General features: G+C 41.3%; 13 protein-coding genes and 3 tRNA genes. 10 read left to right on the forward strand and 6 right to left on the reverse strand.

Annotation, left to right across the window (positions count from 1 at the left end; genetic code table 11):
• Positions 1–414 precede the first annotated feature (414 nt).
• Positions 415–837: a hypothetical protein gene (locus E2K74_RS04135; RefSeq protein WP_151206430.1), complete on the forward strand. Its 423-nt coding sequence runs from the start codon at positions 415–417 to the stop codon at positions 835–837.
• 58 nt (positions 838–895) lie between these two features.
• Here E2K74_RS04135 and E2K74_RS04140 read toward each other — a convergent pair whose 3' ends face one another.
• Together E2K74_RS04140 and folD are read right to left on the reverse strand one after the other, a co-directional pair.
• Positions 896–1564, reverse strand: a complete 669-nt coding sequence (locus tag E2K74_RS04140) for a class I SAM-dependent methyltransferase (protein ID WP_151206431.1) — start codon at positions 1562–1564, stop codon at positions 896–898.
• Between the two features lie 265 nt (positions 1565–1829).
• The gene (gene folD / locus E2K74_RS04145) at positions 1830–2678 is read right to left on the reverse strand and encodes a bifunctional methylenetetrahydrofolate dehydrogenase/methenyltetrahydrofolate cyclohydrolase FolD (RefSeq protein WP_151202978.1); all 849 of its coding nucleotides are present in this window, start codon (positions 2676–2678) and stop codon (positions 1830–1832) included.
• A gap of 153 nt (positions 2679–2831) precedes the next feature.
• On the opposite strand from folD, the gene E2K74_RS04150 reads away from it, so the two are divergent.
• Both E2K74_RS04150 and E2K74_RS04155 read left to right on the forward strand, forming a co-directional pair.
• Positions 2832–2905: transfer RNA gene (locus E2K74_RS04150), tRNA-Cys, on the forward strand.
• A 10-nt stretch (positions 2906–2915) separates the two neighbouring features.
• Positions 2916–3001: transfer RNA gene (locus E2K74_RS04155), tRNA-Leu, on the forward strand.
• A 101-nt stretch (positions 3002–3102) separates the two neighbouring features.
• Here the strand turns inward: E2K74_RS04155 and E2K74_RS04160 are convergent.
• The 3 genes from E2K74_RS04160 to E2K74_RS04170 all read right to left on the reverse strand — a co-directional run bounded on the left by E2K74_RS04160 (position 3103) and on the right by E2K74_RS04170 (position 5627).
• Positions 3103–4014: a helix-turn-helix transcriptional regulator gene (locus E2K74_RS04160; protein WP_151202980.1), complete on the reverse strand. Its 912-nt coding sequence runs from the start codon at positions 4012–4014 to the stop codon at positions 3103–3105.
• A 139-nt stretch (positions 4015–4153) separates the two neighbouring features.
• The gene (locus E2K74_RS04165) at positions 4154–4336 is read right to left on the reverse strand and encodes a hypothetical protein (RefSeq protein WP_151206432.1); all 183 of its coding nucleotides are present in this window, start codon (positions 4334–4336) and stop codon (positions 4154–4156) included.
• 298 nt (positions 4337–4634) lie between these two features.
• The gene (locus tag E2K74_RS04170) at positions 4635–5627 is read right to left on the reverse strand and encodes an NAD(P)H-quinone oxidoreductase (protein ID WP_151206433.1); all 993 of its coding nucleotides are present in this window, start codon (positions 5625–5627) and stop codon (positions 4635–4637) included.
• A gap of 132 nt (positions 5628–5759) precedes the next feature.
• On the opposite strand from E2K74_RS04170, the gene E2K74_RS04175 reads away from it, so the two are divergent.
• From E2K74_RS04175 to E2K74_RS04185, 3 genes are all read left to right on the forward strand, one after another.
• A complete protein-coding gene (locus tag E2K74_RS04175) occupies positions 5760–6101 on the forward strand; it encodes a thioredoxin family protein (RefSeq protein ID WP_151206434.1) in 342 nt (113 codons plus the stop codon).
• A gap of 260 nt (positions 6102–6361) precedes the next feature.
• Entirely contained in the window at positions 6362–8761 is a 2400-nt protein-coding gene (locus tag E2K74_RS04180; RefSeq protein WP_151206435.1) for a glycerophosphodiester phosphodiesterase family protein, read from the forward strand.
• Positions 8762–9539: 778 nt separating this feature from the next.
• Positions 9540–10898, forward strand: a complete 1359-nt coding sequence (locus E2K74_RS04185; RefSeq protein ID WP_151202990.1) for an NAD(P)-binding domain-containing protein — start codon at positions 9540–9542, stop codon at positions 10896–10898.
• Positions 10899–11277: 379 nt separating this feature from the next.
• On the opposite strand, the gene E2K74_RS04190 is transcribed toward E2K74_RS04185, so the two are convergent.
• Positions 11278–11353, reverse strand: a tRNA-Arg gene (locus E2K74_RS04190).
• A 179-nt stretch (positions 11354–11532) separates the two neighbouring features.
• Between E2K74_RS04190 and E2K74_RS04195 the strand changes: the two genes are divergently transcribed.
• Genes E2K74_RS04195 through E2K74_RS04210 form a run of 4 tightly spaced genes read left to right on the forward strand, consistent with a single transcriptional unit; the run spans position 11533 to position 14726 of the window.
• Positions 11533–12468, forward strand: a complete 936-nt coding sequence (locus tag E2K74_RS04195; protein WP_151202991.1) for an ABC transporter ATP-binding protein — start codon at positions 11533–11535, stop codon at positions 12466–12468.
• Positions 12465–13238 carry an ABC transporter permease gene (locus tag E2K74_RS04200; RefSeq protein ID WP_151206436.1) on the forward strand — a complete coding sequence of 258 codons (774 nt, stop codon included), beginning with the start codon at positions 12465–12467 and terminating at the stop codon, positions 13236–13238. Before E2K74_RS04195 ends, E2K74_RS04200 begins: the two co-directional genes overlap by 4 nt.
• Positions 13238–14053, forward strand: coding sequence for an NADPH-dependent 7-cyano-7-deazaguanine reductase QueF (gene queF, locus E2K74_RS04205; protein WP_151206437.1), 816 nt, complete (start codon positions 13238–13240; stop codon positions 14051–14053). The genes E2K74_RS04200 and queF overlap by 1 nt, the downstream gene beginning before the upstream one ends.
• 19 nt (positions 14054–14072) lie before the next feature.
• On the forward strand, positions 14073–14726 hold the full coding sequence (locus E2K74_RS04210) for a hypothetical protein (protein ID WP_151202996.1): 654 nt from the start codon (positions 14073–14075) through the stop codon (positions 14724–14726).
• The last annotated feature ends 22 nt before the right edge of the window (positions 14727–14748 follow it).

A 14748-nucleotide genomic window follows, 5' to 3' on the forward strand; every position in this document is an offset into this window, starting at 1 on the left:
ACCATCTTGTTTAATTTCATTTCTTAACCATGCTTCATGGTTATCATAATGCAATCAACTTAAGCTACTGCTTGAGCTCCCCCCATGGGAACACCTCCCTATAAATCCTGATCCAGCATATGGATCAATAATGTGACCAAAATCCTCCAACCTTTTTGTTAATTTGATTACTCGACCGACATCCTGTTGCTGTATAGATTTATTTTCTTTATCAGGCAGGATAATCATAATCTCACCCTGTTGAAGGCAGTACCTACTCCATTGCAAACTATATTAAACTAAAAATATCTAATTTCTGGATGCAGTTTATAAACAGCTTCTTATTAGATATCCAAACAATTGATAATAATTACTCAAGGCAACAGTTTGAGTAATCTATGGCATACTTAGCCCAAGACTTCAGGAAATATAAACATGAGAAGAACAACAGCAATTTTAGCTTTGGCTGCAAGCGCTTTAGTAATGAGCGCCTGTCAGACCACACCGCATGAGTTCAATGGACAAAATGGTTATAAGGTTCTGGAGCGTTCGGACAATACAGCAACTTTGAGCTATATCCTTTCGGGACGACCTAGTCAGGACGAAAATAGATTACAAGCGGCCTGCAAACAAGTTTTAGGCGCCAGTAAAAATTATAATATTCAAATTTTAAGCACCAATGAAGTTGTTAATCCAGCAAACAAACAAGCTGACTTTGGCCGTCAAATTGGCAGCAGCCGTGCCCAAATCAGTTTAAGTAATACTCCTAGCTTATATAACAGTGAAGATTATGGCACCCGCCAGGCCCTTGAAGCTCATCCGACCACCGTGAGAGTGATACGCTTTAGCTGCTCCTAAAAAGATCTTTAAATAAAAAGGGCTACAGGCCCTTTTTATTGAATAGCTGGTCAGTTATTTATTTGGTTCGATAAAAACTGACATTACGAAATTCTGGTGACTCATCCAGATCCGGCCAGGTCGTTGCACTTCGTTCATCCAGTTTCACATATTGTGGATGGCTGAAGTTTTTCACCCGACTGTCTGCCACCCAGACTTCTGGAGCAAATTTTAAAAACTCATCCAGAAAAAAGCGGTTGCACTGATCATAGAGCACATCAGCAGCCAATAGAATATCCACCTGCTCAGCTTTATACAGATCATCCAGATATTCCAGCTCTACATTATTGAGCTCAGCATTGGCACGACAGGCATCTAAACTCACCTGATCAATATCACAACAGATTACCCGTTTTGCCCCTGCCATTTTCGCCGCGATTGCCACCACACCTGAACCTGCACCAAAATCCAGCACGACCTTGTCTTTAACATGATGCGGTTCGACTAAAAGCCATTGCGCCATTGCCAAGCCTGATGCCCAGCAAAAGATCCAATATGGTGTCTCATTCCAAATCCGACGAATCACTTCATCATCCAGTTTATCGGTTGGAAATACAGGTGGAATCAACCAGAGGGAAATCGGTGTTTCAGGCAATTGCTGTGCATGTAATTCACAATTTGGAATCACATCATGCAAAGCTTTAAGCAAGTGTTCAGGGGGGTGAGGAAATTGGAAAGTACAGCTCATATTAAGCCTTGGGGATGATTTTATTTGAATTTATAAACGTATTGGATACGCGACACCGTCATCTGCTGCTGTGCGAGACACACCTCAATCGAATTAACACTGTTTCTGCGACAGCATTAATCAAAAGACAGAATATATCGAGTTCAGCAGATGACAAATGGTTTTGGTTACTTTTGCCGAAAGAAAAGTAACATACGAGCTTCTTACATTCATAAGTCACAACGGTAACACTCCGTTGTGACTTTAATATCTTTTAATTAAAAGTTTAACCCAAAGCCTTTTCAGCAGCTTCTACAGTTTGACGAATCAAAGTTGTAATGGTCATTGGACCCACACCACCTGGAACTGGTGTATAAGCAGATGCCACTTCTTCAATACCTACCAATTGAATGTCACCAACACCGCCACCCTCACGTGGATGGAAACCGGCATCTACCACCACAGCACCCGGTTTGATCCAGTCTTTTTGAATCAACTCCGCTTTACCGACTGCACCCACGACAATATCGGCTTGCTTCACAAAGTCAGCCAGGTTTTGAGTGCGTGAATGACAGATAGTGACGGTTGCATTGGCTTGAAGCAACATCATCGCCATTGGTTTACCCAGAATCGCAGAACGTCCCACGACCACCGCATGTTTGCCTGCGATCTCAATCTTGTTTTCTTGTAAAATTGTCATAATGCCAGCAGGTGTTGCTGAACCATAAGCGGCTTCACCCATTGCCATACGGCCAAAGCCCAGGCAAGTTACACCATCTACATCTTTGGCAAGTGAAATTGCATCAAAACAAGCACGCTCATCAATTTGCGCCGGTACTGGATGCTGTAACAAAATACCGTGAACATCTGGATTTGCATTGAGTTTTTCAATTTCAGCCAGTAACTCTTCAGTTGTAGTTTCTTTAGGCAGCTCAACTTTGAGTGAATCCATACCGACACGACGGCAAGCGTTGCCTTTCATACGTACATAAGTTGCAGATGCACCATCGTCACCCACCAAAATAGTTGCAAGAATTGGAGTACGACCTGTTTTTGCTTTCAGCGCTTCCACGCGAGTTAACAAGTCAGCTTCAATTTGCTTTGCCAATGCACGACCGTCTAGAACTAATGCCACGGTACTTCTCCCAAATGTTGATATGAATCAATTTCGCACATTCTACATGAATATTTTAAATATTTTCCGCTATATGCTGTTTTTCTGCGCATACAAATGAATGCACTATTGTTTTTTTTTCAGAGCTTGATAATATACGCATCAACAAGACGCGGCGGGGTGGCAGAGTGGTCATGCAGCGGACTGCAACTCCGTGGACGCCGGTTCGATTCCGACCTCCGCCTCCATCTTGTTAAAGCCCGAGTGGTGAAATCGGTAGACACAGGGGATTTAAAATCCCCCGCCCACAAAGCGTGCCAGTTCGAGTCTGGCCTCGGGCACCATTCTTAAGTCTTCTAAGATGGTGTATATAAAGAATCCAGCATTAAGCTGGTTTTTTTATGCCTGAAATTTCAAATGGGCTGTTATTTTAATTTATTCTCCTTCATTTGCACTGAGAAGATGCTAAATATCCTTGCAAACCAGCATCCAACTCTTGCTGTAAATGAACAGGTTCAATAATCTTTAGATAGGGTATCCAGTAACGAACCAAAGGATGCAGTTGTTTTTGATGCCGAATCTGGCAAGAGATTAACAACTCCCCCGCTGCAGACTCTGTTAAAATAACTTGCTCGGGAAAAAGCTTACGTTGCTTAAAATACAGCGCAACATCTGGATGTACAGATAGGGTAACTTCCTGCTTATCGCACCCAAACCAAATACTGTCTTCATTATCCAATTGCTGTAAAATATCAGGTTCAAGTTCAAACTGAGCCAGTTGATGGCTGGTAATTATACGTTCAATCCGGCTTAAACGATAAACTCGCAACTTTTGCTTGCGTACCGCTGCTACATACCAATTACCATGATGATGAATCAGCCGGTAAGGCTTTACCACCCTCACTTTACTTTTATAAATAAAAGCCACTTGTACACATTTCTGAATGTGGGCTGTTATTAATTTAAAGTGTTCAGCATATTGGCTTACATCTTCAAAATGATAACCTTTAGCTGAAAAAACCAGGCTAGCACGATTATCAAATAGCTCCTTTAAAAATGAAATGTCCAGAGAAGGATATAATTCACTGATTCCAGATAACTGAGCAAAGTTTTGAATATCCTGTAATTTAAAACGCCCTAAATAAGAGGGTTCAAGATAGTAACGCTTGCTTTGTGTATCCTGAATTAAGGGTAAATAGGAATTGAGCCGGTCAAAATCACGTTCAATCGTTCGTGTACTCACCTGAAACTCGTGCGCCAGCTCTTGTACATTTAGTTGGTGACCAAGATTTAATTTAGTTAAAATTCTAGCTAAACGCTCTGCAAGACGCTCATGTGTCGAAGGATTGCCCTTCATAAATACCCTCTTTGCAATCAGCAATATAGCGCATAAAATGCGTAAAATTATTAAATTATACAGCTAAATATAAACTTATTTTCAAATACTTGTTTCAACTTAAGGCTAATACCCACTCAATATGCTGACTTAACAGAAGCTACAACACAGCTTTTTTACCTTTATGATTAAGTCGCTCAACATAACGCTCTAAATGAAGCATTGCAGGATAAATTTTAGGCACATCCGAATATAATATCTGATTACGGATAATCGCTTTATGAAGACGCCTTAAAGCGCGAAAACTATGCACATCCGTGAATGGCACCGATACAATCTTCATTATATATCTCCTTTATTACAGGATGTTTCACATAAACTAGACAAATTTAGTCAAGTTAAATTTAAAGTTAATGTAACCCTCACTTCTGACAGGTTGTGTCGGACAGTTAACGTTTTTTTACTTTTTGGCAAATTTATTTATATTTTTTCAATTAATTTGAGGGATTTATCTTATTTTATTTCAAAGAAAAGCCGGATACATTCCGGCTTCCTATGTGAGGATGTTGATAAATGATATATCTACCTCAATAACAGTCCTGTACAACAGGTCAATCTTTCCTTTTAAAAAAGGAGAAAATTTAAATGATTTTCACCACAACTTTCCCGACATGCTCTCCCGTATCCATAGCTGTATGCGCATCCTGAATCTGGTCAAATTTAAAGGTTTTGTAGATCATCGGCAGACATTCACCTTTTGCCCAGAGTGGCGCCACATAATCCCGTAAGCCTTTGGCAATTTCAGCTTTTTCTGCAGTATTACGGGCACGCATGGTTGAGCCAGTAATGGTCAGGCGTTTCATCATAATTTGGCCCAGCTTCACTTCTTTGGCTTTGGCACCCCCCAGAAATGCAATATAGACCAAACGGCCATCACGGCGCAGCAAGTTCAGATTTTTTTCTAGATACGGCGCACCCACTATATCCAGCACCACATCTACACCACCATTGTCAGTCGCCTCATTAATGACTTGTTCAAAGTCCTGAGTTTTGTAGTTAATGGCTGTAGTGAGGTGGGAAATCGCCTGAACTTTTTCATCCGAACCGACTGTGGCAAACGATTCCAAGCCCAATGATTTGCACAGCATCAATGCCGTGGTACCTATACCGCTGGCACCCCCATGCACCAGTACCGTCTCACCTGCTTTGGCATGTGCCATTTGAAAGACATTGGCCCACACGGTGAAAAAGGTTTCTGGAATGGCTGCTGCCTGTGTAAAGCTTACACCTTCCGGGATGGTCAAGGTCTGGCTTTCTGGTACGACACAATACTCCGCATAACCACCACCATTGGTCAGACCACAGACTTTACCACCAACTTTAAACTGGCTTACCTCACCACCGACTGCAATCACTTCACCCGCGACTTCAAGGCCCGGGACGGGTGTTACGCCTTTCGGCATTGGATACAAACCTTGACGCTGCAAGATATCTGGACGGTTAATACCAAAAGCATGAACTTTCACCAGAACTTCATCTGCTTTGGCTTCGGGGATCGCAACCGTTTCATAAGCCAATTTATCGATACCGCCCGGCTCGGTAATAATGACCTGCTGCATGGTGGTGGGTGTCATATGTTCTTCCTTTTTCAATGATTGACTATTCAAGCCTCTAAAACTATTTGAACATATAAATGCAGCAGATTGAACAGCAATGGACTTATGTATAATCATGTCCATATTTAGGCGCAGGATAATAGACCTACTATGGCAGACATCATTGAATACACTGAAAACAACTATACTGACTTTGAGTGGTATGACGGCCTTGCAATTATCCGGTTTTATGCAGACTGGTGTGCGCCCTGTGTGCAAAACGCTCCTGTCTTTGAACAATGGGCGAAGACTCAAATGCACGCCGAGCCAAACATCAAGTTTGGTAAGGTCAATATTGATCAATCGCCTATTCTGACTTTGCGCTATCAAGTATATGGCTTACCTTCGACTTTAATTTTTTATCAAGGCAACATTATCCAGCGTATTGCCGGGGTTAAGAGCATGACGCAAATGCAGAGCTATTTAGAGCAAGCCAAAATACTCACCTCCTGACCCTTCCAGACTATATAACGGCTCTTTCAAGAGTGACGTGTCCAAAAGAGCCTGATCAATTCAAGTCGAATTATCCCGCCATTTAAAAATGGATAAAAATAAAATCTTTCATTTCATCATGTCGCTATGACCATCATATAAATTTCATAAATATTTAATATGTAATTAAATTTTTAGTTTATGACAAATCAACAGAAATGTAACCAAGCTGTTTTAAGGTGAGAAACGTTTTTGAAGCCTCTATATAGAGAAAGCACTTTATGAAAATTACACACTTAACAACAGCTATTTTATTAGCTTTAACTTTAAGCGCTTGTTCAAGTGACGATGAAAATACATCAACGCAACCGCCAGTCAACCCAGAAGAGCCTACCGTTCCAGATCCTGAGCCTGAAACACCAGAACAACCTGTGCCAGTTCCTGAAGTTTACCTGGATGAAAACTTCGACCAAATGACGGAGATTCCTGCAACCTGGTCAATGCCAAGATCAAATGCTGGAACAGTCTATTTAAGCGAAGGTAGTTTATTTTTAGATGGTCGTGCCAACGACACGCAAATGACCTCGGTGATGCTGCCACAAGAATATCAAAAGTTGCGTAATTATCGTATCGATATGGAGTTTGCCTATGTGGAACGTAATAATGGCGGACGCTGGGGAAGTATTATTTACCGTGCTGCAGATCACTATGCTGAACCTGCATTTTCACCCTATTACCAATTTGCGATTCGTGGCGATGCCACAGGTGCAAGCGGTCTAGAACTTGCTTTACGTCAACCGACCAATGCCTGGAATGTCCTACACAAATCCGCGTATAAAGAAAATATAGATCCGACCAAGACCTATAAAGCCACGGTGATTGTGCATGGTAAACGTGTACGCCACTATATCAATGATGAGCTGGTACTGGATACTTCGCTACCGTATAGTCTCGATCAAGGCGGCATTGGATTATCTACAGCAGGTCTGCTGATGCGAGTAGAGCGTCTAAAAATTACCGAGCAGCTTGATGCGCTACCTGAATCAAATAAAGTGACCGATATCATCGATCATCGCCTCCCTGTTTCAATGGCTCCTACGCTGGCTCAACCGGCTCCTCTTACCGGAAATGCCTCGGTCAATGCCACCCATATTGCATATCAGCTAGATGAGCAACTCAATTTATTGAATGCAAATAATCAAAAAGTCATGCATTTACGTGATTATCTGAATGATAGCAACCGCCGTACCTTACCTCTTTTAACCGTCAAAAATGAAAATACCATCACGCAATTAAAAGCACTGTCTACAAACTATGATTTGGCAGATTTCACTTTTGTGTCTGATCAAGCAGATTTATTACGTAAAGTTCGTCTTGCTCTTCCAAGCTCTCGTACTGCATTGGATTATTCACGTCACACTGGATTAACCCATAGCCGTAAAGATATGGTACAAATTGCACACAATACCAACTCTTCACTTTCTAAAATTGTAATTTTACCGCCGCATTTAGTGAAACAAGAGGTGGTGAGTCATTTACAGCGTTTACTGATTACCCCTTGGGCAAGCACAAGCACGACTACTCCAGTTTCAGCCGCACAAATTTTAACGACTGGTGTGAATGGGATTTTGACCACTCAGCCTGATACTTTCCAGAACCTTATGAAGAGCATGGCACCCAATACCTTATTGCGTAAGCCGCTGATTACCGGGCATCGTGGTATCCCTGCACTGGACGACGAAAACACGCTAGAAAGTATGTTAAAAGCAATTGAGGTCGGTGCAGATGCCGTTGAATACGATGTCTATATCACCAAAGATGGTCATGTAGTCTTAATGCATGATGACACCACTACACGCACCACCGGTGTTGCGCGCAAGATTGAAGAAATGACTTTGGCAGAAGTCCGGGAATTACGCACTTTAGGCAAACAGCGTCAAATTCCAACAATGGATGAAGTACTTACAGAGGTGAAGAAATATCCACATGTTGTGAACTTTATTGAAATTAAGAGTCCAAAACCTGAAATTGTGCCTGCCATTAAAGCACTACTAGATCAACATGATGCCTATGACCAATCGATCGTCATTAGCTTCAGTGGTGCCCAAATCCTTCATATGAAGAATGTGTTACCCGGCGTATCCACCGGTTTCTTAACCAATACTCCAACCGCTCAGAGCGACATTGTGAATACCCGTCGTATTCTGGATGCCACCCAACAGTACTCCTCGACATTTAACCCATCTTTCGGAGGATTAAGTAAAGAGCTCATGACGCTTGCCAGTCAACGTGGTGTGACCTTCTGGCCATGGACATTCCGGTTGAATAAAGAAGATTTTAACCGTATGTATGTTCAAGGCACTCATGGCCTAACCACTGACTATGCACATGATTCCTCTAATTTAATTGTCAAGCTAAAGACCCCCGCAGAAGTTACTGCCACAGTGGGCAAACCTGTAGAGATCTCTGGTCAAACCACAACTCAAGTGGGAGAAAAAACCACCTATATATTTAAAGAAATGCTGGTTTTACCTCAATCCGCTAAATATACTCAAGCGGGTCAAGCCGTGACATTTAGTGAAAAAGGCACCGCCTATGTAATGCCTCGCTACAATTACACCATGGCACCGAATTATAGCTATACGCTATATGCAGCACCTGTAAAAGTGACTATTCAATAAATTCCGACATCTTGAGATGACCTGTTATTGAGAACATCACTCATCCACCTCTAAAAAAACCCACTCTATTGCAGTGGGTTTTTTAACTGAGTTCAATGGAATCATTTAAGTATTAAACCTCAGCTATAATTTCTCGTGTTTATAAACTATTTGATACCTTCTTATTTCAGCCAGTGTTTGCATATAATTTAAAATACTTGCTTCATGATAATCATCTGTTAATACTTCTTTGTCCTGACAACAGGCTCTTAATATATTTAATCAGATTTTTTATATTTTTTGATTTATCTGCATAATTTAATATGATGATGGGGCTAAATGAGCAGTAAATCTGGCAGAAAAATCGGGGTTTATTTCTGCATTAGTGTCAAATATTAATAGCTTCCTATTCTAGGAATAAAAAAATATAACCCATTGAAAAACAATTAAAATTTTTTGATTTAAAGCGTGTGTTTTAATACTCTCTCTAATATCTTACCTCATTTATTAATCATTTTAACTGCTAAGGCCTAATCACAATTCTAATGAGACCCTTAAAGTTCATAAGGAATTATGATAATATGCAGTTTCTTTGATGTGTGTTTCTTATAAATCCAACTTAAATTCAACTTTTCAATGTGATTTAGCACATATCTTCATCTTTTAATTCATGTCCTATTTTGAGTAGATTTTTTATTCATCTATACAGTTAGGATTGTATCTATTTTTATCTATGATCCTGAATGACCAAACTCAAAATTGGAGGTGAATGCATAAGTTAAAACTAATGGAGATAGCGATGAACCGAATTGCAATTATAGGTGCTGGTCCCAGTGGTATGGCCCAATTAAGAGCATTTCAATCAGCAAAGGCCAAAGGTCTAGAAATTCCAGAAATTGTATGTTTTGAAAAACAAAGTGATTGGGGTGGGCAATGGAATTATACCTGGCGCACAGGTATAGATGAGCATGGCGAACCTGTCCACAGCAGTATGTACCGTTATTTATGGTCGAACGGCCCTAAAGAAGCTTTAGAATTCGCCGATTATACTTTTGATGAACATTTCAAAAAGCCAATCGCGTCTTATCCCCCCCGTGAAGTTCTCTGGGATTACATTAAAGGGCGTGCAGAAAAAGCCAATATTAAAGATCAGGTGAGGTTTAATACCGCAGTACAACAGATTAGCTATGATGAACATAGCCAGCAATTTACAGTTTCTGTAGAAGACTATCAGAACCAATGTCATTACTCAGAGCAGTTTGATTATGTCATCGTTGCCTCTGGACATTTCTCTACCCCACATGTTCCTGTATATGAAGGATTCGACCGCTTCCATGGGCGAGTTTTACATGCTCACGATTTCCGTGATGCTCGTGAGTTTAAAGGAAAATCTGTTTTACTTGTGGGCAGCAGTTATTCAGCTGAAGATATTGGTTCTCAATGTTATAAGTATGGTGCTAAACAGATTTACACATGTTATCGCACCAAGCCTATGGGCTTTAAATGGCCTAGAAACTGGTCAGAAAAAAAGCAGCTTGTTCGCGTAGATGAAGATACAGCCTATTTCGGAGATAACAGCTCAGCAAAGGTTGATGCCATTATTTTATGTACTGGCTATCTGCACCATTTCCCCTTCATTGAAGACAAGTTGCGCTTAAGAACCCATAACTGCTTGTACCCTCTGGGCTTATATCAAGGGGTGGTATGGGAGAAAAATCCGCGCTTATTTTATCTAGGCATGCAGGATCAGTGGTATACCTTTAATATGTTTGATGCCCAAGCCTGGTATGTACGCGATATTATTTTAGGCAAGATCGCCTTACCTGAGGTTGCAGAAATGCAACAGCATACCCAAGCCCTGCATCAGAAAGAGAAGCAATTAATAACCGAGGAACAGTCTGCGAAGTTTCAAGGCGACTATATCAAACAGTTAATTGCACAAACCGATTATCCATCTTTTGATATTGATGCAGTACATAATATTTTCATGCAGTGGAAAAAGCATAAAAAAGAAAATATTATGGGCTTCAGAGATAAAGTATATCGCTCGGTGATGACAGGAAAAATGGCTCAACCGCACCATACCCCTTGGTTATATGCGCTTGATGACTCATTGGAAAGTTATTTAGAAGACCCTAAACAGCAAGAAGCCATGTAGGGCCAGAGCATATCAAAAGCCATCTGTATAAATACGCAGGTGGCTTTTATTGGCTGGTATGTATTAAAGCTTTTATTCTAAAAATATTTAAAAAAAATAAAAAATGACTTTATATTAAATTTCTCTCATAACTCAAAAGGCATCTTCTTTTGAGCAGCTTTTGTACCAAGCGTGACTAAAGGCAAACAGGACACTTCATAAGCTGGATTTTAATAGACCTTTTATTTATCCATTAAATCTACTTCATAATTTTTAAAGTTTTTGATTGGGATTTGATACAGAAAATAGTAGGCAGTCACCGCAAAAATAGCAGTTTTTTTTTTGAGAAAATACAGATCACGCCAAAATATAGATAAGGTATTGATTTTATAAATAATAATGGTGCGCTCAGCGGGACTCGAACCCACGCCACAGGCTTCGGAGACCTGTACTCTATCCAGTTGAGCTATGAGCGCGCGACGCACATCATAACAAAAAAATCAGTAAGGTAAAGCACCTATCTCTAAGTTATTTAACTTTATGCTTATGCTTTATACAATATTCCAAAAACGCAACATAGAATCCCAAGTGGATGACTTGGCTTATTTTGCAAGATCACTCACAATATCTTAACTTTTCACCATTTGAGATATCCATGACTGATGCACTGACATTGAGGGATTTATCGAAAACCTATAGAAATGGTTTTCAGGCACTGAAAGGAATTAACTTAAATGTACCGGAAGGTGAGTTTTATGCGCTGTTGGGTCCCAATGGTGCAGGAAAATCAACCACGATTGGCATCATCAGCTCATTAACAAGAAAAAGCTCTGGCACGGTTGAGATTTTTGGTTATGACCTCGACACCCAGCCCTCTAAAGCCAAACAGTGTCTAGGTGTAGTTCCACAGGAATTTAACTTTGCCCAGTTTGAAAAAACCTTTGATATTCTGGTGACCCAAGCCGGATATTACGGTATCCCTAAAAAAATCGCGCAAGCCAGAGCAGAAGAATATTTAAACAAACTCGGCTTATGGGATAAACGTTCGACCCAGGCACGTATGCTTTCAGGGGGAATGAAACGCCGTTTAATGATTGCCCGTGCGATGATGCATGAACCCAAATTACTGATTCTGGATGAACCTACTGCGGGTGTCGATATCGAACTCCGCCGTTCCATGTGGGATTTCCTGAATGAAATGAATGAAAATGGCACTTCTATTATTCTGACCACTCATTATCTGGAAGAGGCAGAAATGTTGTGTCGTCGTATAGCCATCATTGATCGCGGGGTCATTAAAGAAGATACCAGCATGAAAAACTTCCTCAACCAGCTCAATGAAGAATCCTTTATTTTCGATCTGGCCGCCCCAATTGAGCCCCTCAGTCTGGATATTATTGGCGTCCGTTTTAATCTGATTGACCCGTTGACTCTGGAAATCACCCTGGATAAGGCCCATACCATGAATGATCTGTTCCAGTTACTCGAATCACAAAACATCCAGGTTCGCAGTATGCGTAATAAATCCAATCGTCTGGAAGAGCTATTCGTAAAAATGGTTGAAAAAAATCTGGATGGAGCGGCAGAATGAACATGAATCAGCTAGGTATCGCCTTATATACCATTCTGTATAAGGAAATCCGCCGCTTTATGCGGATCTGGCCACAGACTTTATTACCCCCAGCCATTACCATGAGCCTGTACTTTGTCATCTTCGGCAATCTGGTCGGTTCAAGAATTGGGGAAATGGGCGGCCACAGCTATATGGAGTTCATTGTGCCCGGCTTGATTATGATGGCCGTGATTACCAACAGTTATGCCAACGTCTCTTCCAGTTTTTTTAGCTCAAAATTCCAGAAAAGTATTGAAGAGCTGATCATGAGCCCCGTACCTCTGCACATTGTGTTATGGGGTCATGTGCTGGGCGGTGTCACCCGCGGTGTACTGGTCGCCATAATTGTCAGTGTAATGAGTCTGTTTTTTGCAGATTTATCTATTACCAACTGGTTCGTCACCATTTATACTGTACTGATTACCTCCCTGCTCTTTTCTCTGGGCGGTTTTATCAATGCAGTCTATGCCAAATCTTTTGATGATATTTCAATCATCCCGACATTTGTATTGACGCCGCTGACCTATTTAGGCGGGGTGTTTTATGCAATTTCAGCCCTCGGTCCATTTTGGCAAAATTTATCTTTGATTAATCCTGTGGTGTATATGGTCAATGCCTTCCGCTATGGCATTTTAGGTCATAGCGATGTCAATGTTGCCGTTTCACTGACAGTAATCAGCTTATGTTGTGCAGCACTGTATATGCTTGCCTATCATTTACTCTCCCGTGGTTCAGGAATGCGTGAATAATGAGTGTAGAACAATCTCTTCTTGGTAAAGACACCAACTACCCGACAGAATATCAACCCGATGTCCTGTTCCCTATTTCACGCGCACCTGCCCGTGAAAACTATGCCCATGTAGATGCCATTCAGCAAGGCAAAGACTGGTGGCATGTCTTTGAAATTTCATGGTTAAATGCAGTCGGCATCCCGCAAGTAGCCATTGGCCGGATTGCCCTGCCGGCATCTTCACCCAACCTGATCGAATCTAAATCTTTAAAACTCTACTTTAATAGTCTGAACTTTACGACGTTCAACTCAAAAGATGCCTTTATCCAGACGGTAGAACAAGATTTATCCCGCGTGGCTGAAGCGGAAGTGACGCTAGAACTGTTTCAGGTAGATGAGCTTGAAGTTTCCAAGCCGGAAGGCATTTCTATTGATGATCTGGTGCCAGAACGTCTGGAAAATCATCCGAATGCCAACCTACTGGCTTTGGATCTGGAAAACCCACAAGAAGGCGAAATCCAGCTTTACTCTCATTTGCTCAGAAGTAATTGCCCGGTGACTGGCCAGCCAGACTGGGGAACAGTTTTTATACGTTATCAGGGCAAAAAACCTTGTTATAAGAGTATATTGGCTTATATTATCTCTTATCGTCAGCACAATGGTTTTCATGAACAGTGTGTGGAACAGATGTTTGCCGACATCTGGCAACAGCTGAAACCAGAAAAGCTGATGGTTTACGCCACCTATACACGTCGTGGTGGATTGGACATCAATCCTTGTCGTGTATCGGATTCAACATGGATGCCTCGCCCTATACGTTTAGCGCGACAATAAAAAACATTGAGGTTTAACAATGCCATTTTTTGGTTTTATTCCTTCTGCAGAACTATTAAATACTATTCAGACTGCACAGAAAAATAAAAACTCAAGTGAACCGCTTTATCCTTTACGTGACAAAACCGCATTGATGATTAATGATGAAATCCTCGATGCGATTCTCACGGAACTGGTACGCCGTTTTCCTGCCAGCGACAAGCGTGATACGGCAGAAAAACTGGCAGGTTATATCAAGTCGACTGTTGCAGTTTTACTCAAGCAGTTGCTGGGTAAAGCATCAAATGAGGTGGTGAAAGAGTCGATTGCCTTCTCTGAGCGTAGTCTGTTCAAAGACCCGGCTGGCCATATGCGTATCGGTGAAACGCTTGATGCCAGTCTGGTCACTAATCTGAAGCACCAGTTTGCCGAACTCAAAGCTGGCAATACGGTAGACAAGCAAACGCTGAGTAATCTGTATAAACAGTTTGCTGAAGCCACTGTACGTCACTTTATGGTCGACTTTAATAAAACCCTCGATTTGGGGATGATCAAACGCAAAGCAGCAGATATTGGCGCTGCTGCCGTAATTAAAGCCGTTAATATTGCCGCTGATAAAATCATTCTGAATTTAACCAAAGAAGAATTGCAGATTATGGCGGAATATCATGACACCTTGTTCTATACCGAGTAATGTCTCAGCCTGAACATGCTCC

This window comes from Acinetobacter sp. RF15B, from assembly GCF_007558235.1.
In the GTDB taxonomy this organism is placed as follows: Bacteria; Pseudomonadota; Gammaproteobacteria; order Pseudomonadales; family Moraxellaceae; genus Acinetobacter; species Acinetobacter lwoffii_C.

Bases quoted from the DNA above. Each gene is read 5' to 3' on its own strand.
- E2K74_RS04135 (WP_151206430.1), top strand. From the start codon at position 415: ATGAGAAGAACAACAGCAATTTTAGCTTTGGCTGCAAGCGCTTTAGTA.
- E2K74_RS04140 (WP_151206431.1), bottom strand. From the start codon at position 1,564: ATGAGCTGTACTTTCCAATTTCCTCACCCCCCTGAACACTTGCTTAAA.
- E2K74_RS04160 (WP_151202980.1), bottom strand. From the start codon at position 4,014: ATGAAGGGCAATCCTTCGACACATGAGCGTCTTGCAGAGCGTTTAGCT.
- E2K74_RS04165 (WP_151206432.1), bottom strand. From the start codon at position 4,336: ATGAAGATTGTATCGGTGCCATTCACGGATGTGCATAGTTTTCGCGCT.
- E2K74_RS04170 (WP_151206433.1), bottom strand. From the start codon at position 5,627: ATGACACCCACCACCATGCAGCAGGTCATTATTACCGAGCCGGGCGGT.
- E2K74_RS04175 (WP_151206434.1), top strand. From the start codon at position 5,760: ATGGCAGACATCATTGAATACACTGAAAACAACTATACTGACTTTGAG.
- E2K74_RS04180 (WP_151206435.1), top strand. From the start codon at position 6,362: ATGAAAATTACACACTTAACAACAGCTATTTTATTAGCTTTAACTTTA.
- E2K74_RS04185 (WP_151202990.1), top strand. From the start codon at position 9,540: ATGAACCGAATTGCAATTATAGGTGCTGGTCCCAGTGGTATGGCCCAA.
- E2K74_RS04195 (WP_151202991.1), top strand. From the start codon at position 11,533: ATGACTGATGCACTGACATTGAGGGATTTATCGAAAACCTATAGAAAT.
- E2K74_RS04200 (WP_151206436.1), top strand. From the start codon at position 12,465: ATGAACATGAATCAGCTAGGTATCGCCTTATATACCATTCTGTATAAG.
- queF (WP_151206437.1), top strand. From the start codon at position 13,238: ATGAGTGTAGAACAATCTCTTCTTGGTAAAGACACCAACTACCCGACA.
- E2K74_RS04210 (WP_151202996.1), top strand. From the start codon at position 14,073: ATGCCATTTTTTGGTTTTATTCCTTCTGCAGAACTATTAAATACTATT.